23 protein-coding genes are annotated in these 22115 nt (G+C 65.7%); 1 reads left to right on the top strand and 22 read right to left on the bottom strand.

Annotated elements, in window-relative coordinates; genetic code table 11:
* Positions 1-12: 12 nt before the first annotated feature.
* The 16 genes from nuoN to AB6806_RS05040 all read right to left on the bottom strand — a co-directional run bounded on the left by nuoN (position 13) and on the right by AB6806_RS05040 (position 16163).
* Complete coding sequence (gene nuoN, locus AB6806_RS05115) at positions 13-1440, bottom strand: NADH-quinone oxidoreductase subunit NuoN (protein ID WP_370954221.1); 1428 nt, start codon at positions 1438-1440, stop codon at positions 13-15.
* A gap of 10 nt (positions 1441-1450) precedes the next feature.
* Positions 1451-2962, bottom strand: coding sequence for an NADH-quinone oxidoreductase subunit M (locus AB6806_RS05110; RefSeq protein WP_038367688.1), 1512 nt, complete (start codon positions 2960-2962; stop codon positions 1451-1453).
* Between the two features lie 4 nt (positions 2963-2966).
* On the bottom strand, positions 2967-4985 hold the full coding sequence (gene nuoL, locus AB6806_RS05105; protein ID WP_133564100.1) for an NADH-quinone oxidoreductase subunit L: 2019 nt from the start codon (positions 4983-4985) through the stop codon (positions 2967-2969).
* 29 nt (positions 4986-5014) lie between these two features.
* Positions 5015-5323, bottom strand: coding sequence for an NADH-quinone oxidoreductase subunit NuoK (gene nuoK / locus AB6806_RS05100; protein ID WP_038367693.1), 309 nt, complete (start codon positions 5321-5323; stop codon positions 5015-5017).
* Positions 5320-5943: an NADH-quinone oxidoreductase subunit J gene (locus tag AB6806_RS05095; protein WP_133564098.1), complete on the bottom strand. Its 624-nt coding sequence runs from the start codon at positions 5941-5943 to the stop codon at positions 5320-5322. Before AB6806_RS05095 ends, nuoK begins: the two co-directional genes overlap by 4 nt.
* Positions 5944-6165: 222 nt before the next feature.
* On the bottom strand, positions 6166-6654 hold the full coding sequence (gene nuoI, locus AB6806_RS05090) for an NADH-quinone oxidoreductase subunit NuoI (protein WP_038367698.1): 489 nt from the start codon (positions 6652-6654) through the stop codon (positions 6166-6168).
* A gap of 19 nt (positions 6655-6673) precedes the next feature.
* Positions 6674-6910 carry a hypothetical protein gene (locus tag AB6806_RS05085; protein WP_038367700.1) on the bottom strand — a complete coding sequence of 79 codons (237 nt, stop codon included), beginning with the start codon at positions 6908-6910 and terminating at the stop codon, positions 6674-6676.
* Positions 6907-7959 carry an NADH-quinone oxidoreductase subunit NuoH gene (gene nuoH, locus AB6806_RS05080; protein ID WP_038367703.1) on the bottom strand — a complete coding sequence of 351 codons (1053 nt, stop codon included), beginning with the start codon at positions 7957-7959 and terminating at the stop codon, positions 6907-6909. Before nuoH ends, AB6806_RS05085 begins: the two co-directional genes overlap by 4 nt.
* 6 nt (positions 7960-7965) lie before the next feature.
* Positions 7966-10029 carry an NADH-quinone oxidoreductase subunit NuoG gene (gene nuoG / locus AB6806_RS05075; protein WP_370954220.1) on the bottom strand — a complete coding sequence of 688 codons (2064 nt, stop codon included), beginning with the start codon at positions 10027-10029 and terminating at the stop codon, positions 7966-7968.
* Positions 10030-10033: 4 nt separating this feature from the next.
* Positions 10034-11338, bottom strand: a complete 1305-nt coding sequence (nuoF, locus tag AB6806_RS05070) for an NADH-quinone oxidoreductase subunit NuoF (RefSeq protein ID WP_370954219.1) — start codon at positions 11336-11338, stop codon at positions 10034-10036.
* A gap of 11 nt (positions 11339-11349) precedes the next feature.
* On the bottom strand, positions 11350-12567 hold the full coding sequence (gene nuoE, locus AB6806_RS05065) for an NADH-quinone oxidoreductase subunit NuoE (protein ID WP_370954218.1): 1218 nt from the start codon (positions 12565-12567) through the stop codon (positions 11350-11352).
* 290 nt (positions 12568-12857) lie between these two features.
* Positions 12858-14048, bottom strand: a complete 1191-nt coding sequence (locus AB6806_RS05060) for an NADH-quinone oxidoreductase subunit D (protein ID WP_112762099.1) — start codon at positions 14046-14048, stop codon at positions 12858-12860.
* Positions 14045-14488, bottom strand: a complete 444-nt coding sequence (locus AB6806_RS05055) for a GFA family protein (RefSeq protein ID WP_142020823.1) — start codon at positions 14486-14488, stop codon at positions 14045-14047. Before AB6806_RS05055 ends, AB6806_RS05060 begins: the two co-directional genes overlap by 4 nt.
* Positions 14488-15093, bottom strand: coding sequence for an NADH-quinone oxidoreductase subunit C (locus tag AB6806_RS05050; protein WP_142020822.1), 606 nt, complete (start codon positions 15091-15093; stop codon positions 14488-14490). The genes AB6806_RS05055 and AB6806_RS05050 overlap by 1 nt, the downstream gene beginning before the upstream one ends.
* 41 nt (positions 15094-15134) lie before the next feature.
* Positions 15135-15719 (bottom strand): NuoB/complex I 20 kDa subunit family protein, encoded by a 585-nt coding sequence (locus AB6806_RS05045; RefSeq protein ID WP_038367718.1) that lies wholly within the window; start codon positions 15717-15719, stop codon positions 15135-15137.
* A 63-nt stretch (positions 15720-15782) separates the two neighbouring features.
* Positions 15783-16163: an NADH-quinone oxidoreductase subunit A gene (locus tag AB6806_RS05040; protein WP_370954217.1), complete on the bottom strand. Its 381-nt coding sequence runs from the start codon at positions 16161-16163 to the stop codon at positions 15783-15785.
* 332 nt (positions 16164-16495) lie between these two features.
* Here AB6806_RS05040 and AB6806_RS05035 point away from each other — a divergent pair, with 332 nt between their 5' ends.
* Complete coding sequence (locus AB6806_RS05035; protein ID WP_112762096.1) at positions 16496-17212, top strand: DUF882 domain-containing protein; 717 nt, start codon at positions 16496-16498, stop codon at positions 17210-17212.
* A gap of 35 nt (positions 17213-17247) precedes the next feature.
* On the opposite strand, the gene tam is transcribed toward AB6806_RS05035, so the two are convergent.
* The 6 genes from tam to AB6806_RS05005 form a co-directional block, all read right to left on the bottom strand.
* Positions 17248-18036, bottom strand: coding sequence for a trans-aconitate 2-methyltransferase (gene tam, locus AB6806_RS05030; RefSeq protein WP_248312447.1), 789 nt, complete (start codon positions 18034-18036; stop codon positions 17248-17250).
* A 118-nt stretch (positions 18037-18154) separates the two neighbouring features.
* Positions 18155-18943, bottom strand: a complete 789-nt coding sequence (locus tag AB6806_RS05025; protein ID WP_081925630.1) for an amino acid ABC transporter ATP-binding protein — start codon at positions 18941-18943, stop codon at positions 18155-18157.
* A gap of 89 nt (positions 18944-19032) precedes the next feature.
* Positions 19033-19869, bottom strand: coding sequence for a transporter substrate-binding domain-containing protein (locus AB6806_RS05020; RefSeq protein ID WP_051988452.1), 837 nt, complete (start codon positions 19867-19869; stop codon positions 19033-19035).
* Positions 19870-19912: 43 nt separating this feature from the next.
* On the bottom strand, positions 19913-20563 hold the full coding sequence (locus tag AB6806_RS05015; protein WP_038367723.1) for an amino acid ABC transporter permease: 651 nt from the start codon (positions 20561-20563) through the stop codon (positions 19913-19915).
* 9 nt (positions 20564-20572) lie between these two features.
* The gene (locus tag AB6806_RS05010; protein WP_142020820.1) at positions 20573-21241 is read right to left on the bottom strand and encodes an amino acid ABC transporter permease; all 669 of its coding nucleotides are present in this window, start codon (positions 21239-21241) and stop codon (positions 20573-20575) included.
* Positions 21242-21352: 111 nt separating this feature from the next.
* Positions 21353-22114, bottom strand: coding sequence for a 3-ketoacyl-ACP reductase (locus AB6806_RS05005; RefSeq protein WP_142020819.1), 762 nt, complete (start codon positions 22112-22114; stop codon positions 21353-21355).
* Between the last annotated feature and the right edge of the window lies 1 nt (position 22115).

The following is a 22115-nucleotide window of genomic DNA, read 5'->3' as shown; positions in this document are numbered from 1 at the left end:
GGCCCGCATCACTCAAAACAGCGACTTCGCCGCAGCCGCAGCCGAGTCGAAGAGCGGTGCCGGCACGAGCGACAGCGCCAGCACGAAGACGGCCGAGACGAACAGCACCGTGCGCACGCCGAGATCCGAGCGCTCGAAGGCCGGCTTCGGATCGTCGAAATACATCACCTTGACGAGGCGCAGATAGTAATAGGCGCCGACGACGCTGGTCAGGACGCCCACCACGGCGAGCGTGTAGAGCTTGGCGTCGATCGCGGCGAGGAAGACGTAGAACTTCGCCCAGAAGCCGGCGAGCGGCGGGATGCCGGCGAGCGAGAACATCATCATCGAGAGCGCGAAGGCCATCCAGGGGCTCGTCCGGGAGAGGCCGGCAAGCTCGTTGATGTCCTCGACCAGCTTGCCGTCGCGGCGCATCATCAGCACGCAGGCGAAGGCGCCGAGCGTGGTGGCGAGGTAGATCGCCATATAGGTCATCACGCCCTGCACGCCGCCGGCCGTGCCCGCGGCGAGGCCGACCAGTGCGAAGCCCATATTCGCGATCGAGGAATAGGCGAGCAGGCGCTTGATGTTGCGCTGGCCGATCGCGGCGAAGGCGCCGAGCGCCATCGAGGCGATCGAGATGAAGATGATGATCTGCTGCCAGTCATGGATCGCGCCGGGGAAGGCGCCGATGAAGACGCGGATCACCATCGCCATCGCCGCCATCTTGGGCGCCGAGGCGAAGAAGGCGGCGACCGGGGTCGGCGAGCCCTCATAGACATCCGGCGTCCACATATGGAACGGCACGGCCGAGATCTTGAAGGCGACGCCGGCGGCGATGAAGACGATGCCGAAGACGAGACCGAGGCCGGCATGGCCGCCCTGCGTCGCCGCCGCGATGCCCGGGAAGGTCACCGTTCCGGTGAAGCCATAGGTCAGCGAGGCGCCATAGAGCAGCATGCCGGAGGAGAGCGCTCCGAGCACGAAGTACTTGAGGCCGGCTTCCGTGGAGCGGGCATTGTCGCGGTCGAAGGCGGCGACGACATAGAGCGCCAGCGACTGCAATTCGAGGCCGACATAGAGACTGATGAGATCGTTGGCCGAGATCATCATCATCATGCCGATGGTCGAGAGCACGATCAGGATCGGGAACTCGAAGCGCATCACGCCCTGACGGCGCAGCGTCTCCGAGGCCAGGAGGATGGTCGCACCAGCGCCCAGCAGCGTCAGCACCTTCATGAAGCGGGCGAAGCCGTCGGCGACGAAGCCGCCGTTGAAGGTCAGGAGTCTGCCCTCGCCCGAGACGACCACCACGAGCGCCACGGCAAGCAGGACAAGCGCCAGGCCTTCCAGCAGGCGGCCGGCACGCTCGCCGCGGACGGCGCCGATCAGCACCATGGCGATGGCGCCGAGCGCCAGGATGATTTCCGGCAAGGCCGGGCCGAGAGCGGGCAGAGCCATGTCCGAGACCTTACTGCGCGGCGAGCATGGCCGTCTTCGCGACGGTCAGCGCGGCCTGATAGTTCTTGATGAGCATTTCGGTCGGCGCCGCGAAGGCGTCGAGGATGGTGTGGGGCTGGATGCCGTACCAGATCGTCAGCAGGACCAGCGGAGCGAGGATCGCGATCTCCCGGCCGTTCAAATCCTTGATGTCCTTGAGCTCGGGCTTCACCAGTTCACCGAAGACGACGCGGCGATAGAGCCAGAGCGCATAGCCCGCCGAGAGGATGACGCCCGACGTCGCGAAGAAGGCGACCCAGGGATTGGCGCGGAAGGCGCCGAGCAGCGTCAGGAACTCGCCGACGAAACCGGCCGTGCCGGGCAGCCCGACATTGGCCATGGTGAAGACCATGAAGACCACGGCGTAGAGCGGCATCCGGTTCACCAGCCCGCCATAGGCGGCGATCTCGCGGGTGTGCATCCGGTCGTAGATCACGCCGACGCAGAGGAAGAGCGCGCCCGAGACGAGGCCGTGGCTCATCATCTGGAACATGGCGCCCTGGATGCCCTGCGGGGTCAGGGTGAACAGCCCCATGGTGACGAAGCCCATATGCGCCACCGAGGAGTAGGCGATCAGCTTCTTGATGTCCTCCTGCATCAGCGCCACCAGCGAGGTGTAGACGATGGCGATGACGGAGAGCGCGAAGACCAGCGGCGCGAAATCATGCGACGCCTCCGGGAACATCGGGATCGAGAAGCGGATGAAGCCGTAGCCGCCCATCTTCAGGAGGATCGCCGCCAGGATGACGGAGCCGGCGGTGGGCGCCTCGACGTGGGCGTCAGGCAGCCAGGTATGGACCGGCCACATCGGCATCTTCACCGCAAAGGAGGCGAAGAAGGCGAGCCAGAGCCATTTCTGCATGCCGGCCGGGAACTGGTGGGCGAGCAGCGCCGGAATGTCGGTGGTGCCAGCGTTCCAGTACATCGCCATCACGGCCAGCAGCATCAGCACCGAGCCGAGCAGCGTGTAGAGGAAGAACTTGTAGGAGGCGTAGACGCGCCGCTTGCCGCCCCAGATGCCGATGATCAGGAACATCGGGATCAGGCCGGCCTCGAAGAACAGGTAGAACAGCACGAGGTCGAGCGCCGCGAAGACGCCGATCATCAGCGTCTCCAGCACCAGGAAGGCGACCATGTACTCCGCCACCCGCTTCTCGACCGAGGTCCAGGAAGCGAGGATGCAGAACGGCATCAGGAACGCCGTCAGCACGATGAAGGGGAAGGAGAAGCCGTCGACGCCGAGCTTGAAGCGGATCGACTCCGAGATCCAGCCATGGCTCTCGACGAGCTGGAAGCCGGGATCGGCCGGGTTGAAGCGGCTCCAGGCGACGCAGGCGAGCACGAAGGTCAGCACCGTCGTGACCAGCGCCGCCCAGCGGGCGTTTGAAGCGACCGAAGCCTCGTCGCCGCGCTGCGCCAGGATGAAGGCAGCGCCGACCAGCGGCAGGATCAGGAGACCGGTGAGAATACCGAAACCGAACATCATCTCACCCGCGGGTCACGAGATACCAGGTCACCAGCCCGGCGACGCCGATCAGCATGGCGAAGGCATAGTGGTAGAGATAGCCGGTCTGCAGACGCACGACGCGGTTGGTGACGTCGACGACGCGGGCCGAGACGCCGTCCGGACCGAAGCCGTCGATGACGAAGCCGTCACCCTTCTTCCAGAGGAAGCGGCCGAGCCACTTCGCCGGGCGCACGAACAGGAAGTCGTAGATCTCGTCGAAGTACCATTTGTTGAGCAGGAACCGGTACAGAACCGGGTTCGCTGCCGCGAGCCTGCCCGGGATGTCCGGCCGGCGGACATACATCCAGTAGGCCAGCACGAAGCCGATCGCCATCGCCACGAAGGGCGACCAGACCACCCAGCCCGGCACTTCATGCATGGTGTGCAGGATGTGGTTGTCCTTGCCCATGAACAGCGCCGACTTCCAGAAATGCTCGAAGTCGTGGCCGATGAAGTACTCCTTGAAGACATAGCCGGCAGCGACCGCGCCCAGCGAAAGCAGGGCGAGCGGCAGCAGCATCACCCAGGGGCTCTCATGCGGGGTGTGATCATGGCCGTGGCCGTGATCGTCATGCGCATGGTCATCGTGGCCGTGAGCGGCGTGCGCGTGATCGTCGTGACCATGTGAACCATGGCCATGGCCCCAGCGCGGCGCGCCCTCGAAGGTCATGAAATAGAGCCGCCAGGAGTAGAAGGAGGTCATGCAGGCCGCGACGACCAGCAGGACGAAGGCGTAGGACGAGGCGAAGCCGCCATGCGCCACCGAGGCATAGGCGCTCTCGATGATGGCGTCCTTGGAGAAGTAGCCGGCGAAGCCAGGGAAGCCGGTCAGTGCCAGCGTGCCGATGGTCATGGCGGCGGCGGTGAAGGGGATATGCTTCCGCAGGCCGCCCATATGGCGCATGTCCTGCTCGTGGTGCATCGCGTGGATGACCGAGCCGGCGCCCAAGAAGAGCAGCGCCTTGAAGAAGGCGTGCGTGAACAGGTGGAAGATGCCGGCGCCGTAATTGCCGACGCCGAGCGCGACGAACATGTAGCCGAGCTGCGAGCAGGTCGAATAGGCGATGACGCGCTTGATGTCGTTCTGCACGAGGCCGACCGTCGCGGCGAAGAAGGCCGTGGTGGCGCCGATGACGACAACGACGGTGAGCGCGACCGGAGCGTATTCGAAGATCGGCGAGAGGCGCGCGACCATGAAGACGCCGGCCGTGACCATCGTCGCGGCATGAATGAGGGCGGAGACCGGGGTCGGGCCTTCCATCGCGTCCGGCAGCCAAGTGTGCAGCAGGAACTGCGCCGACTTGCCCATGGCGCCCATGAACAGCAGCAGGCAGGTCAGCGTCAGCGCATTCCAGTCATAGCCGAGGAAATGGAAGGGCTTGCCGACCATCTCGCCGACGCGCGGGAAGATCGAGTCGAAGGTGACCGCGCCGAAGAGCACGAAGATCAGGAAGATGCCGAGCAGGAAGCCGAAATCGCCGACGCGGTTGACGATGAAGGCCTTCATCGCCGCGGCATTGGCCGAGGGCTTCTGGTACCAGAAGCCGATCAGCAGGTAGGAGGCGAGACCGACGCCTTCCCAGCCGAAGAACATCTGGACGAGGTTGTCCGCCGTCACCAGCATCAGCATGGCGAAGGTGAACAGCGAGAGATAGGCGAAGAAGCGCGGCCGGTGCGGATCCTCGTGCATGTAGCCGATGGAATAGAGGTGCACGAGCGACGACACGGTGTTGACGACGACCAGCATCACCGCCGTCAGCGTGTCGATGCGGAAGGCCCAGTCGACCTGCAGGGCACCAGAGGAGATCCAGTTCGCGACCTGGATGCGCGTCGTGCCCGAACCCAAGCCGACCTGGAAGAAGGCGACCCAGGACAGCACTGCCGAGACGATGAGCAGCGAGGTCGTGACGATCTCGGAGCCGCGCGCGCCGATCAGCCGGCCGAAGAGCCCGGCGATCAGGAAGCCGATGAGGGGGAGGAAGACGATCAGGTGATACATGTCCGTGAGGTCCAGGCGCCTTGCGACGCTCAGCCTTTCATCATGTTGATGTCTTCCACCGCGATCGAGCCGCGGTTGCGGAAGTAGACGACGAGAATGGCGAGACCGATCGCGGCCTCCGCCGCCGCCACCGTAAGCACGAGCAGCGCGAAGACCTGGCCGACGATGTCGCCCAGGAAGCTCGAGAAGGCGACGAAGTTGATGTTGACCGAGAGCAGGATGAGCTCGACCGACATCAGGATGACGATGATGTTCTTGCGGTTGACGAAGATGCCGAGCACGCCGAGCGTGAACAGGATCGCGCTGACGGCGAGATAGTGGCCCAGTCCGATCATCATGCCATCTCCTCGGGAACGCCGGCGCGCGAGGGCACCTGCTTGACCTCCATCGCCGCGGCCTTGGTACGGGCGTTCTGGGTCGGGACGTGCTGGCGCTTGATGCCGTGGCGCTCGCGCAGCGTCAGCACGATCGCGCCAATCATGGCGACGAGCAGCACGAGGCCGGCCGCCTGGAAGTAGTAGATGTACTGCGTGTAGAGCACGCGGCCGAGCGCCTCGGTATTCGTGATCCCGCCGGGAATCGCGGCGACCGGCGCCTTGACGAGCTGCGGGTTGATGACCCAGGCGCCGACGACCATCAGGAGCTCGACGGCGAAGATGAAGCCGATCAGCGCGCCGATCGGCAGGTAGTTCAGGAAGCCCTGGCGGAACTCGGCGAAATCGACGTCGAGCATCATCACCACGAAGAGGAAGAGCACCGCGACCGCGCCGACATAGACGACGACCAGCAGCATCGCGAGGAACTCGGCGCCGAGCAGCATGAACAGCCCGGCCGCGTTGACGAAGGCCAGGATCAGATAGAGCACCGAGTGCACGGGATTGCGCGAGGTCACCACCATAAAGGCGGATGCCACGGTAATGCCTGCGAAGAGATAGAAGAAAGCCGCTGCGGCATTCATCTCGGCCAGCCCTTCCCGCCCCTTTTCGGCGCGGTCCTCGTTTGGTTCGTGCTCCGGGACTCAAAAGACCCCGAGCAATTTGGAGCGTCTATAATCAGGCCCGCCGGGCGGGACAACCGCACGGCGGGTCTGGTCTCGTTCTAAGGGCGTCATTCTCGGGCTTGACCCGAGAATCTCCGGCAAGAGATGCCCGGGTCAAGCCCGAGCATGACGGCGCTTCAACTACCGATAAGGCGCGTCCATCGCGATGTTGCGCGCGATCTCGCGTTCCCAGCGCGCGCCGTTCGCGAGCAGCTTGTCCTTGTCGTAGAACAGCTCCTCGCGGGTCTCGGTCGCGAACTCGAAATTCGGCCCCTCGACAATGGCATCGACCGGGCAGGCTTCCTGGCAGAAGCCGCAATAGATGCATTTGGTCATGTCGATGTCGTAACGGGTGGTGCGGCGCGTGCCGTCGTTGCGGCGCGGGCCGGCCTCGATGGTGATGGCCTGCGCCGGGCAGATCGCCTCGCAGAGCTTGCAGGCGATGCAGCGCTCCTCGCCGTTCGGATAGCGGCGCAGCGCGTGCTCGCCACGGAAGCGCGGCGAGAGCTGGCCCTTCTCGAACGGGTAGTTCAGCGTCGCCTTCGGCTTGAAGAAATAGCGCATCGAGAGCCCGATCGCCCCGACGAACTCCTTCAGCAGCAGGCCCCTTGCGGCTTGCGCGAGTGACATCGCCTTCGTCCTTCCATCCTCAGCCGAACAGCGTCCGGCCGATCACGAAACCCAGGACCGGCATCAAGCCGATCGTCATCACAACCAGAGCCGCCCGCAGGATGCGGATACGGCGCTCGTAATCATCCTTCTCGGCCTGCGTCTCCGAGCGATCCGTGCGCCGGAGCGCCCCGATCACCACGGCCGAGATCAGCCGGTATTCCAGCAGGCCCAGCCCGAAGCCGATCAGGGCGCCGAGCGGGCCGGCCCAACTCATCCGCCGACCGGGCCCCAGCCCGTCAATTGCAGCACCAGCGCCACGATCACCACGCAGGCGAGCGAGAGCGGCAGGAAGACCTTCCAGCCCAGGCGCATCAACTGGTCGTAGCGGTAGCGCGGCACGAAGGCCTTCACCAGCGCGAACATGAAGAACACCAGGCAGACCTTGAGCGCGAACCAGAACACGCCGGGCAGCCAGGTGAAGGGCGGCAGCGCGACCGGGGGCGCCCAGCCGCCGAGGAAGAGGATCGTGGTCAGCGAGCACATGGTCATGATCGCCACGTATTCGCCGAGCATGAACAGCAGGTACGGCGTCGAGGAATACTCGACCATGAAGCCCGCCACGAGCTCGGATTCCGCCTCGGCCAGATCGAAGGGCGGCCGGTTCGTTTCGGCCAGCGCCGAAACAAAGAAGACCACGAACATCGGGAAGAGCGGGATGAAGTACCAGTTCAGGATCGAGAGCCACGGCACGCCCAGCGCATGGGCGAGGCCCCGGTTCTGCTGCGCCTCGACCACGGCCGAGAGATTGAGCGAGCCGACGCAGAGCAGCACGGTGATGATGACGAAGCCGATCGAGACCTCGTAGGACACCATCTGCGCCGCCGAGCGCAGCGCGCTCATGAACGGGTATTTCGAGTTCGAAGCCCAGCCGGCCATGATGATGCCGTAGACGCCGAGCGAGGAGATCGCGAGGATGTAGAGCACGCCGACATTGATGTCGGCGATCGCCCAGCCTTCCGCCACCGGGATCACCGCCCAGGCGCCGAGCGCCAGGAGGCAGGAGATGAAGGGCGCCAGCAGGAAGATGCCCTTGTTGGCGCCGGACGGAATGATCGGCTCCTTGAGCGCGAACTTGATCAGGTCGGCGAAGCTCTGGAACAGGCCCCAGGGACCAACCACGTTCGGGCCGCGGCGCAGTTGCACCGCCGCCCAGACCTTGCGGTCGGCCAGCAGGATGTAGGCGATGAAGACCAGCAGGCAGACCAGCAGCAGCAGGCTCTTGCCGAGAACGATCGCGATATCGAGGACGAGGTCCCAGTTCATGGCCGGTTACTCCGCCGCCTGCTGGTGCCGGCCCGAGGCCAGCGCCGAGCATTCCGCCATGATGGCGGAGGCACGCGCGATCGGGTTGGTCTGATAGAAATCGGCGACGGGCGAGACGAAGCCCGCCTTGTCGGTCTTGCCGCCGAGGCCGGCGAGCTTGCCGATCTCCGAAGCGTCATTGGCCGGCAGGGCGTCGAGCGCCGCGAAATGCGGATGCGCCTCATAGAGCGCCTTGCGCAGGCCGGCGAGCGAGTCGAAGGGCAGCGTCTTGCCCAGCGTCGCCGAGAGCGCGCGCAGGATCGCCCAGTCCTCGCGGGCATCGCCCGGCGGGAAGGTGGCGCGGTCGCCCATCTGCACACGGCCTTCCGTGTTCACATAGGTGCCGGACTTCTCGGTATAGGCCGCGCCCGGCAGGATGACGTCGGCGCGATGGGCGCCCTTATCGCCATGCGTGCCCTGGTAGACGACGAAAGCGCCTTCCGGCACCTCGATCTCGTCGGCACCGAGCAGGAAGAGCACGTCGAGCGCGCCCGGCTTGACCATCGCAGCGGCGTCCAAACCGCCCTCGCCCGGCACGAAGCCGAGATCGAGCGCCCCGACACGCGACGCCGCGGTGTGGATGACGCCAAAACCGTTCCAGCCTTCGCGGACAGCGCCGAGCGCTTGCGCCGCCTTGGCGGCGAGCGAGAGCACAGCCTCACCGTCAGTGCGGGTCAGAGCGCCCTGCCCGACCAGCACCATCGCCTTGCCCTCGCCGGCCTGGGCCGATTTCACGACATCGGCCAGCGTCTCCGGGCCAGCGCCGAGATAGTCATAGGCATAGGTCAGATCGGCCTTCTCGCCGATGACGCTGACCTTGAAATTGCCGCGCAGCCAGCGCTTGCGGATGCGGGCATTCAGGATCGGCGCCTCGCGGCGCGGGTTCGAGCCGATGATGAGCAGCGAATCCGCCTGCTCGATGCCGGCGATGCCAGCGTTGAGCACGTAGGAGGCGCGGCCGAATTTCGGATGCAGCCTGGTGCCGTCCTGGCGGGCGTCGAGATTGACCGATCCGAGCGAGGCGATCAGCGCCTTCAGCGCGAACATCTCCTCCACGGCCGCGAGATCGCCCGCGATGGCGCCGATCTTCTCTGGGCTCGCGGCCTTCACCTTGTTGGCGACGGCAGCGAAGGCCTCCGTCCAGCTCGCGGGGCGCAAGCGCCCGTTCTCGCGGATATAGGGCCGGTCGAGGCGCTGGGTCTTGAGACCGTCGGCGATATGGCGGGTCTTGTCGGAGATCCACTCCTCGTTCACCGCCTCGTTGAGGCGGGGCAGGATCCGCATCACTTCCTTGCCGCGCGAGTCGACGCGGATGGCCGAGCCGACCGCATCCATCACGTCGATGCTCTCGGTCTTGGAGAGCTCCCAGGGCCGGGCCTTGTTCTGGTAGGGCTTGGAGGTCAGCGCGCCGACGGGGCAGAGATCGACGATGTTGCTCTGCAATTCAGAGCTCATCGCGTGCTCGAGATAGGTCGTGATCTCCATGTCCTCGCCTCGGCCGATGGCGCCGAGATCGGAGGCGCCGGCAACCTCGGTGGTGAAGCGGACGCAGCGCGTGCACTGGATGCAGCGCGTCATCGTCGTCTTGACCAGCGGGCCGATATACTTGTCCTCGACGGCGCGCTTGTTCTCGGCGAAGCGGGAGGTTTCCGCGCCGAAGGCCATGGCCTGGTCCTGCAGGTCGCATTCGCCGCCCTGATCGCAGATCGGGCAGTCCAGCGGGTGGTTGATGAGGAGGAACTCCATCACCCCCTCGCGCGCCTTCTTGACCATCGGCGACTTGGTCGAGACGACCGGCGGCTCGCCGTTCGGGCCAGGGCGCAAATCGCGCACGCCGATGGCGCAAGAGGCCTGCGGCTTCGGCGGGCCGCCCTTCACCTCGACGAGGCACATGCGGCAATTGCCGGCGATGGAGAGGCGCTCGTGGAAGCAGAAGCGCGGCACCTCGGCGCCAGCCGCCTCGCAGGCCTGGAGGACCGTGTAATCGGCCGGGACGTCAACCTCAATGCCGTCGATGACGAGTTTGGTCATGGTCTCACTCCGCCGCCATCAGGCGCACAGGCTCGCTGTGCGGGTTGGCGGCATAGTCGTCGATGCGCTGCTCGATCTCATGCCGGAAATGCGCGATCAGGCCCTGGATCGGCCAGGCCGCGGCGTCGCCGAGCGCGCAGATGGTGTGGCCCTCGATCTGCTTGGTGACGTCGAGCAGCATGTCGATCTCGCGCTTCTGGGCGCGGCCCTCGGCCATGCGCTCCATGACGCGCCACATCCAGCCCGTGCCCTCGCGGCAGGGCGTGCACTGGCCGCAGCTCTCATGCTTGTAGAAATGGCTGATGCGGGCGATGGCGCGGACGATGTCGGTCGACTTGTCCATCACGATCACCGCCGCCGTGCCGAGGCCGGAGCGCAGCTTGGAGAGCGAGTCGAAATCCATCGGCGTGTCGATGATCTGCTCGGCCGGGACCATGCGCACCGAGGAACCGCCGGGGATAACCGCCTTCAGGTTGTCCCAGCCGCCGCGGATGCCGCCGCAATGCTTGTCGATCAGCTCGCGGAACGGGATGCCCATCGCCTCCTCGACGTTGCAGGGCTTGTTCACATGGCCGGAGACGCAGAACAGCTTGGTGCCGACATTGTTCGGCGTGCCGATCGAAGAGAACCAGGCGGCACCGCGGCGCAGGATGGTCGGGGCGACCGCGATCGACTCGACGTTGTTCACCGTGGTCGGGCAGCCATAGAGGCCCATATTGGCGGGGAAAGGCGGCTTCAGCCGCGGCATGCCCTTCTTGCCTTCGAGGCTCTCCAGCAGCGCCGTCTCTTCGCCGCAGATATAGGCGCCGGCGCCGTGATGCACATAGAGATCAAAGGGATAGCCGTGGACGTTGTCCTTGCCGATGAGCTTGGCCGCATAGGCCTCGTCGACGGCGCGCTGCAGCGCTTCGCGCTCGCGGATATATTCGCCGCGGATGTAGATATAGGCCGCATGCGCGCCCATGGCGAAGGACGCGATCAGGCAGCCCTCGACCAGCGTATGCGGGTCGTTGCGCATGATCTCGCGGTCCTTGCAGGTGCCCGGCTCCGACTCGTCGGCATTGACGACAAGGTAGTGCGGGCGCCCGTCACTCTGCTTGGGCATGAACGACCATTTCAGCCCGGTCGGGAAGCCGGCGCCGCCACGACCGCGCAGGCCGGACTTCTTCATCTCGTCAATGATCCAGTCCCGGCCCTGCTCCAGGATGAACTTGGTACCATCCCAGCCGCCGCGTTGGATCGCGCCCTTCAGGGAGCGGTCATGCAGGCCGTAGAGATTGGTGAAGATGCGGTCGCGATCTGCGAGCATGTCCTAGTGCCTCACTCTGCCGGCTTGTCGCCAAGCTTCGACTCCGGGCGCCAGCCCGTCGCGAGCTTCTTCGACTGAGCAATCCAGTCGTCACGCAGCGCCCGGCCCTTGAAGCCGGTCAGCCGTGCATCGACCCAGGCGAGCTCCGCCGGTGTCCATTTGGCGATCTGGTCGTAATGCCAGACGCCCATCTCGTTGAGCATCTTGCCAAGCTTCGGCCCGACGCCCCAGATCAGTTCGAGATCGTCGCCCTTGCCGTCGCGCGCGGCGGTCAGCAGTTCGGGCTTGCTCTCGTCGGTCGCGGCGGCCTTGTCCGCTCCCGCGGGCTTGGCAGCCTCGGCGACATCCTTCTTCTCGACCTTGCCCTTGGCAGCCGGCGTGTCGTTCGCAGCGCTGGAGGGCTGGGCCGGCGACGAGGGCTGCGGGCGAGCGGCAGCGGCCGTCTCCGTCGCAGGCTTCTCGGCAATGGCTGCCGGGGTCGCTTCGGCCTTTTTGGCCTCGGCTTCGGCGGCCTTCTTGGCTTCTGCCTCGGCGGCGGCCTTGGCGGCGGCGGCTTCGGCGGCAGCCTTGCGCTGCTCGGCGATGCGCTTCTGCCAGTCGCCCGCGCCGATCATCGAGCCGTCATAGAGGGCCTTGTCGGTCAGGGTCTGCGGACCACCTTCCGGCTCGGAGCCGGTGCGGCCGTTCTGCGGGCCGGGCTTGGTGGCGCGGCCGTTGCGGAGATCGTCGAGAAGCTGGCGGAAATTCGCCGGCGTCAGGTCCTCGTAGTAATCGACATTGATCTGCGCCATCGGGGCGTTGCAGCAGGCGCCAAGGCACTCGACTTCGAGCCAGGAGAGCTTGCCGTCGGCGGTCACGGTCGATTGCGGGCCGATGACGTCCTCGCAGACCTTCTTCAGCGCTTCCGCGCCACGCAGCGCGCAGGGCGTCGTGCCGCAGAGCTGGACGAAATACTCGCCGACCGGCTGCAGGTTGAACATGGTGTAGAAGGTCGCGACCTCCAGCACGCGCATCGGCGCCATGCCCAAGCGCTTGGCGACGGTCTCGATCACGGCGCGCGAGACCCAGCCCTCCTGCTCCTGCGCCTTCCACAGAAGCGGGATGACGGCGGAAGCCTGGCGGCCTTCGGGGTACTTGGCGATCTGCTGGTCGATCCAGTTCTCGTTCGCCGCAGTGAAGGCGAAGGAGGCCGGTTGGATAGGATCAGGTGCGAGACGACGGACGGACATTCGGCTTTCTCAACCCTGGCAATAGCTTCGATATTGGGCGGCGGCACGCGGCAGAGCCGGCACACAACGCCCGTAATTCGGATCCTGGCCGCCGCAGCTGCAGCTGAAGACCGGATCCGTACAACGGCGGACATAAATCCAGGAGCACCAGCTCACATAGCCGGGCTGATCCTTGGCAACATAGCGAAATCCGGCCTTCTCAAGCTGCTGATAGGTCGGACGGCCCTGCGCCGACGCGCCACTCGCGGCGATTGCGCACCCAACCAGCCCCATCAAGGCAGCGGCCAATCTCACCGATCGACCTCCCCGAACACGATGTCCAGCGAGCCGAGGATCGCGGAGACGTCGGCGAGCATGTGCTTGCGGCACATGAAATCCATGGCCTGGAGATGGGCGAAGCCCGGGGCCTTGATCTTGCAGCGATAGGGCTTGTTGGTGCCGTCGGAGACCAGATAGACGCCGAACTCGCCCTTGGGCGCCTCGACGGCCGCATAGACCTCGCCGGCCGGCACCCTGTAGCCCTCGGTGTAGAGCTTGAAATGGTGGATGAGCGACTCCATCGAGCGCTTCATCTCGCCGCGCTTGGGCGGCACGACCTTGCCGTCGAGCGAAGAGACCGGGCCGCCGCCATCGGGCGCCAGCAGCTTCTCGCAGCACTGCTTCATGATGCGCACCGACTGGCGCATCTCTTCCATGCGGATGTGATAGCGGTCGAAGCAGTCGCCGTTCTTGCCGACGGGGATGTCGAATTCCATCTCCTCGTAGCATTCATAGGGCTGCGACTTGCGCAGATCCCAGGGCGCGCCGGAGCCACGCACCATCACGCCCGAAAAGCCCCATTTCCAGCAGGTCTCGAGATCGACCACGCCGATATCGACGTTGCGCTGCTTGAAGATGCGGTTGTCGGAGAGCAGCCCTTCGAGGTCGTCGCAGACCTTGAGGAAGGGGTCGCACCATTCGGCGATGTCGTGGATCAGCGAAACCGGCAGGTCCTGATGGACGCCACCCGGCCGGACATAGGCCGCATGCATGCGCGCGCCGCAGGCACGCTCGTAGAAGACCATCAGCTTCTCGCGCTCCTCGAAGCCCCAGAGCGGGGGCGTGAGCGCGCCGACATCCATCGCCTGCGTGGTCACGTTGAGGATGTGCGAGAGGATGCGGCCGATCTCGGAATAGAGCACGCGGATGAGCTGGCCACGGCGCGGCACCGTGATGCCGAGCAGGCGCTCGACCGCGAGCGCGAAGGCATGCTCCTGATTCATCGGCGCGACATAGTCGAGCCGGTCGAAATAAGGCACGGCCTGGAGATAGGTCTTGGCCTCGATCAGCTTCTCGGTGCCGCGATGCAGCAGGCCGATATGCGGATCGACGCGCTCGACCACCTCGCCGTCGAGCTCCAGCACCAGGCGCAGCACGCCGTGCGCAGCCGGATGCTGGGGGCCGAAATTGATCGAGAAATTGCGGATGTTGTGCTCGGTCATGCCGTGCCGCCCTGCTTTGCCGCGACGCGGGCCAGGAATTCGTCCCCGGTCAGTCGTGGCCGCTCGCCGGCAAACGCATAGAGCGCCGGCTTGTCATCGATGAAGATCTCCGCGACGAAGTCGAAGGACGATTGGTCGTCGAAGGCCTGGAAGGCCACCGCGACATGGCCGTCCGCACCTTCGCGCAGGCGCCAGAACAGGCTCGACCCGCAGGTCCTGCAGAAGACCCGCTCACCCCAGTCGGAAGACGGATAGACCTCGAGCGCCTGCTCGTCCGCCACGGACACGCCGGAGCACGGCACCGCCATGAAGACGCCGCCGCTCCATTTCCGGCACATGCCGCAATGGCAGACATCCATCTCCTGCTTCTCGGGCGTCGCGGTGAAGCGCACCGCGCCGCAGAGACAGCCGCCGGACAGGGTTTGGTGGCCTGACGCCATCACGCCCCCTTCGCCTTCTCGTCGCCCGGCAGCACGTAATCCGTGCCTTCCCAGGGCGAGAGGAAATCGAAGTTGCGGAATTCCTGGTTCAGCTTCACCGGCTCGTACACGACGCGCTTCTGCTCGTCGTCATAGCGAACCTCGACGAAGCCGGTCAGCGGGAAGTCCTTGCGCAGCGGATAGCCCTCGAAGCCGTAATCGGTGAGGATGCGGCGCAAATCCGGATGGCCGGTGAACAGGATGCCGTAGAAATCGTAGGCCTCGCGCTCGAACCAGTTCGCCGCCGGGAAGACGTCGACGACGGAGGGAACCGGCGTCGCCTCGTCGGTCTGGACCTTGACGCGGATGCGCCGGTTATGGTGCGGCGCGAGCAGGTGATAGACGACGTCGAATCGCCTCTCGCGGCCGGGATAGTCGGCCCCGGCGATGTCGGTGAAGTTCACGAAGCGGAAGCGCGGGTCGCTGTAGAGCGTGCGCAGGACCTCGACGATCGAAGCCGCCTCGGCATGGATCGTCAGCTCCTCGAAAGCGACGACCGCCTCCGTGACCGCGCCGGGCAGCGCAGTCATGATCTCTTCACCGAGCTTTTCGAGCGCTTCGCTCATCGTCTCACCTTCATCGCCTGCCGCATCGACCGATGGAGCGCTCAGCGCTCGATCGTGCCGGTGCGGCGGATCTTCTTCTGCAGCAGCAGCACGCCGTAGAGCAGCGCCTCGGCCGTCGGCGGGCAGCCCGGAACGTAGATGTCGATCGGGACGATGCGGTCGCAGCCGCGGACCACCGAATAGCTGTAGTGGTAATAGCCGCCGCCATTGGCGCAGGAGCCCATCGAGATGACGTAGCGCGGCTCCGGCATCTGGTCGTAGACCTTGCGCAGGGCCGGAGCCATCTTGTTGGTCAGCGTGCCCGCCACGATCATCACGTCGGACTGGCGCGGTGAGGCGCGCGGCGCGAAGCCGAAGCGCTCGACATCGTAGCGCGGCATCGAGAGCTGCATCATCTCGACGGCGCAGCAGGCCAGGCCGAAGGTCATCCACATCAGCGAGCCGGTGCGGGCCCAGTTGATCAGATCGTCCGTCGCGGTGACGAGGAAGCCCTTGTCGGCCAGCTCGTTGTTGATCTCGACGAAGAAGGGATCACGCGCCCCGACGGGCTTGCCGTCCGGACCGAGCAAACCCCTCGGCGCCTGCGCGACGAGCGGATCACCACGATCGATCGCTGTGACTGCCATGTCCTAATCCTCGTGAACGTCTAGTCTGCCTGACAGAAAACGGAAAACCGCCTCACGATCAGGTCAGTCCCACTCCAGCGCGCCCTTGCGCCACTCGTAGATGAAACCCACGGTGAGCACGCCGAGAAAGACCATCATCGACCAGAAACCATACCAGCCGAGCCCGCCGAAGGCGACGGCCCAGGGGAACAGGAACGCGACCTCGAGATCGAAGATGATGAAGAGAATCGCGACCAGGTAGAACCGCACGTCGAACTTCATGCGGGCATCGTCGAAGGCGTTGAAGCCGCATTCGTAAGCCGAGAGCTTTTCGGCGTCAGGCTTCGAATAGGCGATCGCGAAGGGGGCGATCAGCAGCGCCAGCCCGATCACCGCCGAGACGCCGATGAACAGCACCAGCGGCAGGTAGTCGGTCAGAAGGGAATGCACCGGAAGAGCTTGCATCGTCGAACTCGCTTCGCGCGGCCGCACAACGGCTCACCGCCCCGTTCGCTTAGACCCTCGATTAGAATGAAGCAAGACTCCGCCGCGCCGCACAATCGCGTGGGCGGGTTGTATGCGGCGCAGGATGCGGCAAAATCGCACCGCCTCCGCTCTCCCTCCCACGGCCATGAGGCAAAATTCGGCCGGAAGCGCGTGTTTTTCGCGTTGGGAACCCACAGCAATTCGTTCACCCTGCCCGAATCGCCCGCGGGCGGACGCTTTTTTGAAAGGCCCTCCATGCGCTCCCCCTCCCGGCCATCCTGCGGCGCAACACCGCGCGGAGCCCGGCCGGCGTGAAGCCGCTCGCCTGCCTGCCGGCGAGCCTGGCGTTCGCCGTAGCCCTGCTCCTTGCCGCCGAAGCCCGCGCCCAGGACGGTCAAAGCGTGCGTGCGCCCCAGCCGCCGCAACGTCCCTTCGATCTCGATCTGGCAGGCACGCCGAAACTGCCGCCGATCGTCGTGCCACCCGCGCCGCGCCCGGCGCAGGAGACGCCGGCAAGCCCCGCCGTCGCAGAGACGCCGCCAGCCGCGCCATCGACGGAAACGCCCGCAGCCGGCGGAACGCCTGCATCGGAAACACCGCCCGCAGAGGGTACCGCGCCCATGGCCGACGGGCCGGACGAGGATGAGGGGCCGGAATGGCCGAAGCTCACCCCCGGGCAGAAGGCCGGCGCGGAGCCGGCATTCGACCCGAACGAGAAGGCCGACAGGCCCGGCATCTCCACCGATCCAGGCACGTCGACCGCCTGCCTGCCGCAGCGGCTGAAGCTGATTCTCGGCAAGATCGTCGACAGGTACGGCGCGGTGAAGGTGACCTCGACCTGGCGGCCGCCCTGGCGGGCGCGGCGCGGCTCCTATCACAAGCGCTGCGAGGCGATGGATTTCCGCGTGCCCGGCGTGAAGCCGCGCGTCGTGCTGGAATGGGCGCGGTCACTGCCGGAGGTCGGCGGCAACCAAGTCTACTGGAACGGGCTGATCCATATCGACACCGGGCCGCGCCGGCCCTGGTGAGTCGGCGCGGCAATGGCCGGGGGCCAGCCTGTCGGTCAGGCCCCGGCCCTAGTCGCGAGGATGAACAGGCGGGGGAAGCGCAGCAGCACCTTGCCGTCCGGCTCGACCGGATAGGCGGGCGCGATCCGCTCCTTGTAGCGTGCGAGGAAGCCCTCGCGCTCATCCGCAGGCAGCGGGTCGAGATAGGGCTTCAGAGCGGTGCTCTTGAACCATTCGACGATCGCGTCATGGCCAGCCAGCGCGTGGACATAGGTGGTCTGCCAGAGATCGACGGTGCAGCCGGCCTCCGCGAGCCAGCGGCGATAATCAGAGAAACTGCCCATCGGCGCCCGCGCTGCGGCGGCCTCGACGAGACGCCCCGCCCAGGGCCCTTCCGCCGCGGTCTCGGCCATGGCAACGTGAGAGGGCTCGGCGAGATTGTTCGGCATCTGCACGGCGAGCTGGCCGCCGGGCTTCAGCGCACCCGCGAGCCGGGGAAACAGGCTCGCATGGTCCGGCAGCCATTGCAGCACCGCATTGGCGAAGATCAAATCGTAGTCAGGGCCGGCCGACCAATCGTCGAGATTCGCCAGCACGAAGGAGAGCTGCGGCAAGCGCTTGCGCGCCTTTTCGATCATGTCGGGCGAGGAATCGAGCCCCGTCACCTCGGCATCGGGAAAGCGGGCCGCGACGAGCTCCGTGCTGTTGCCGGGGCCGCAGCCGAGATCGATGCAACGCGTCGGCGCCCGAAGCCCGACGCGCTGGATCAGATCGAGCGGCGGGCGCGTCCGCTCGTCCTCGAAGCGCAGATACTGATTGGCATCCCAGTCGGCTTTGGCAGACATGTCGCATTCCATTCCCTGGTGCGCCGCCATGGGACGGCGGCGCACTCTACAATAGCGGGCCGCATGCCGTGTCCAGCCCGATATCGCAGCGCCTTGTTCTTCGGGCGCGGTTCGCCGCTCAGTGGCTCTCGCCGTGCTTCAGGATCTGGCCGAGGAATTTGCGGGTGCGCTCGTTTTGCGGCGCCGAGAAGAACGATTCGGGCGGCGCGACCTCGACGATCTCGCCAGCGTCCATGAAGATCACCCGGTCGGCGACCTTGCGGGCAAAGCCCATCTCATGGGTGACGCAGAGCATGGTCATGCCGCTCTCGGCGAGCTCGACCATCACGTCGAGCACCTCGGAGACCATCTCGGGGTCGAGCGCCGAAGTCGGCTCGTCGAACAGCATGATCTTGGGGTTCATGCAGAGCGAGCGGGCGATGGCGACGCGCTGTTGCTGGCCGCCGGAGAGCTGGACCGGATATTTGTTGGCCTGCTCCGGGATATGGACGCGCTCCAGGATCCTGCGGGCGTTCGCCTCGGCCTCAGCCTTCGCAATGCCGCGCACCTTCATCGGCGCCAGCGTGCAGTTCTCCAGCGCGGTCAGATGCGGGAACAGGTTGAAGCTCTGGAAGACCATGCCGATCTCGCGGCGGATGTCCTCGATGCCCTTCAGCCCGGCATGGACCGTCGTGCCGTCGATGACGATATCGCCCTTCTGATGCTCCTCGAGCTGGTTCAGGCAGCGGATCAGGGTCGACTTGCCCGAGCCGGAGGGCCCGCAGATGACGATGCGCTCGCCGCGCGAGACGGTGAGGTCGATATCGCGCAGCACATGGAAGTCGCCATAGAATTTGTCGACATGACGCATCTCGATGATCACGTCGCCGATCTCATGGTCGCCGGCGGAGGGAGCGGTCGCGGACATCTGCAAAAGCCGTTCTGGTTCAGTTGGAGATGCGCCCGGCACAGGACCGGGCGCATCCGGTTTCAGAAGCCGTCAGGCCCCGTGAGCGATCACCACTTGGTGCCTTCGAACTGCGGCATCGGCGGCAGCTTCGGCAGCGGCATGCCGAACCATTTCTGGTTGATCTTGGACAGTTCGCCGTTGCCCTCGATCTCGGCGATGAACTTGTTCGAGAACTCGGCCAGCGCGGTATCGGCCTTGCGGAAGGCCATGCCGTTGGCCTGTTCCTTGAGCGTGATCTTGGGTTCGATGCCGAGCTGCGGATAATCCTTGTTGAGCTGGGCGAGGATGGTGTTGCTGGCGCCCATGCCCTGGACCTGCCCGGAGATCAGGGCCTGAAGCGCGGTCGCGTCGTCATCATAGCGCTTCAGCGGGGTACCGGGAGGGGCGACATTGCTGATCGCGATGTCCTGCGTCGAGGCGCGCGCGACGCTGATCGTGACGTTCTTCAGATCCTCCGGCGTCTTGACGTTCAGGCTCTTGGGGGCCAGCACATAGATCGTCAGCGTGCTGTAGGGGTTGGAGAACAGCACCTGCTTCTGACGCTCGGGGGTGATGCCGAAGGTGGCGATCAACAGGTCGACCTTGTTGGTCAGCAGATAAGGGATGCGGTTCGGGCCGGTGACCGGGACGAGCTCGAGCTTGACGCCGAGCGCCTTGGCCATCAGCGCCGCGACATCGGCGTCGTAGCCGGCCGGCTGCTGCTGGGCGTCGGTGCCACCGAAGGGCGGGTAGTCGGTCAGCACGCCGACCATCAGCTTGCCGCGGGCCTTGATCTCGTCAGGGGTAGCGGCCTGCGCCGGGGCGACGTTGAGCGCGGCGGCGGCAAGGCCGGCGAAGACCAGCGTGCCGAGGCCGCGGCGGCAAATCGATTTAAACAGGGACATGGGGACGTTCTCCTCTGGGACAGGCTGAATTGCATCGCCGCCTTCAGCGGGCGGCGACGAGGAGCTTTTGCTCCATCCTTTTGCTGTAGGCCGAGAGCGGCCTGCAGATGACGTAATAGAGCAGCGCGACGAGCGCGAAGACCGTGAAGGGCCGGAAGGTCGCGTTGTTGATGATCTGCGCCGCGCGTGTCAGCTCGACGAAGCCGATGATCGAAGCGAGCGAAGTGCCCTTGATGAGCTGCACCAGGAAGCCGATCGTCGGGGGAATTGCGATGCGGACGGCCTGCGGCGCGATGACGAGCATCATCTTCGGCCAGTAGCGCAGGCCGAGCGAGGTCGCCGCTTCCCATTGTCCGCGCGGCACGACCTCGATGGCGCCGCGCCAAATCTCGCCGAGGAAGGCGCTGGCATGCAGCGACAGGCCGAGCGCCGCCGCCGTCCAGGGGTCGACCGACCAGCCGAACAGCCCGGGCACGAAGAAGGCGAGGAAGAGCTGCATCAGCAGCGGCGTGCCCTGGAAGAGCTTGATGTAGCCAGCCGAGGCGAAGCGCAGCCATTTGTATTCGCCGCTGCGGGCGAGCGCCACCAGCGCCCCGCCCAGCGCGCCGCCGAGGAAGGCGACGAGCGAGAGCAGCAGCGTCCAGCGCACCGCCATGATGATGTAGATGATGTCGCCTGATCCGAGTGTGCGCATGTCGTCACCTCACCGGGTTGGCTTGCGCAGGAAGGCGCGTTCGATCCCGGCGAAGACCGTCCAGAAGAAGACGGAGAGGCCGAGATACAGACAGGTGGCGACGAAATAGACCTCGAAGCTGCGGAAGGTGCGCGACTGGATGTCGCCCGCCACCGCCGTCAATTCGCTCGCCGCGATCGCCGAGCAGACGCTGGTGTTCAGCATCAGCAGGATGAACTGGCTGGTCAGCGAAGGGTAGATCGCCTGGATCGCCGGCTTCAGGATGATGTAGCGGAAGATCTGGAGCGGGCGCATGCCCAGCGACTTGCCCGCCTCGACCTGGCCCTTCTGGATGCTCTCGATGCCGGCGCGGATGATCTCGATGCCATAGGCGCCGACATTGACGACCAGGGCCAGCAGCGCCGCCCCGTTGGAGGAGAACTTCAGGCCCAGGGACGGTAATCCGAAATAGATCATGAAGATCTGGATCAGGAACGGGGTATTGCGGATCAGCTCTATATATTCGTCGATGATCCGGACCAGCCATTTCGGCCCCGAGGTCTTGCCGAGCGCGCCGGCGACCGAAACCACCATGCCGATCGCCATCGCCAGTGCCGACAGCACCAGCGAATTGAGCAGCCCCTGCAGCAGCTCGGGCCATGCCGAGAAGACATCGGCGAAATCGAATTCATAGCTCATGCGGGCCGCCCGTTCCGGGTGGCGAAAGCAGGGCTGCCTTCATATGCCTTCCTCATCAATCCTCCCGGCCGGCCGGGCCGCCGGTTCTCGCCCGGGGCCGCAGCAGAATCCCTACAATCGCGGAATCAGCAAGCCGCCATCGGCGTTGATCACTGTTCCAGTCGCATAGGCGAACTGTCCACCCGTCAGGGCAGCGACGACCGCTGCGACATCTTCGCCCTCGCCCCAGCGGCCGGCGGGAATCAGCCCCTCGGCGATGCGCGCATCGTATTTGGCAGCGACCTTCGCGGTCATCTCGGTGCGGATCACGCCCGGCCTGACCTCGAAGACCGGAATCCCCTCCGGCGCGAGCCTGACGGCGAGCGCCTTCGCCCACATCGAGAGGCCGAGCTTGGAGACGCAGTACTGCGCCCTGTCGATCGAAACCAGCTCGGTCGAGGCCGAGGTGATGAAGACGATGGCCGGGCGCTCCGGCCTGTCGGCGAGCATGGCCTTGGCCACCTCCTGGCTCAGGAAGGCGGCGCCGCGCAGGTTGACGTCCATGACGACGTCGAAACTCTGCGGCGTGATCTCCAGCATGTCACCGCGCACCGGCGCACCGATGCCGGCATTCGAGACGAAAACATCGAGCCGGCCGCATCGCTGTTTGACGTTCGCCACGAGGTCGGCATGGCTCGCGACGGCCGCGACATCGTGCCTGAAGAACCGAGCCGCAGCGCCCGCCGCCTCGAAGAGCTTCAATGCTTCGTTCGCAGCCTCGTCCTCGACGATGTCGGTGAAGGCGATGTCATGGCCCGCCTTGGCGAGCGCGACGCCGATGGCGCGGCCGATGCCGCGCCTTGCGCCGGTGATCAGGGCGACGGGACGGCTCATC

The sequence above is a fragment of the Allobosea sp. RCC_152_1 genome, assembly GCF_041360765.1.
GTDB classification, from domain to species: domain Bacteria; phylum Pseudomonadota; class Alphaproteobacteria; order Rhizobiales; family Beijerinckiaceae; genus Allobosea; species Allobosea spartocytisi.
This window is presented reverse-complemented; position numbering and strand designations above follow the sequence as displayed.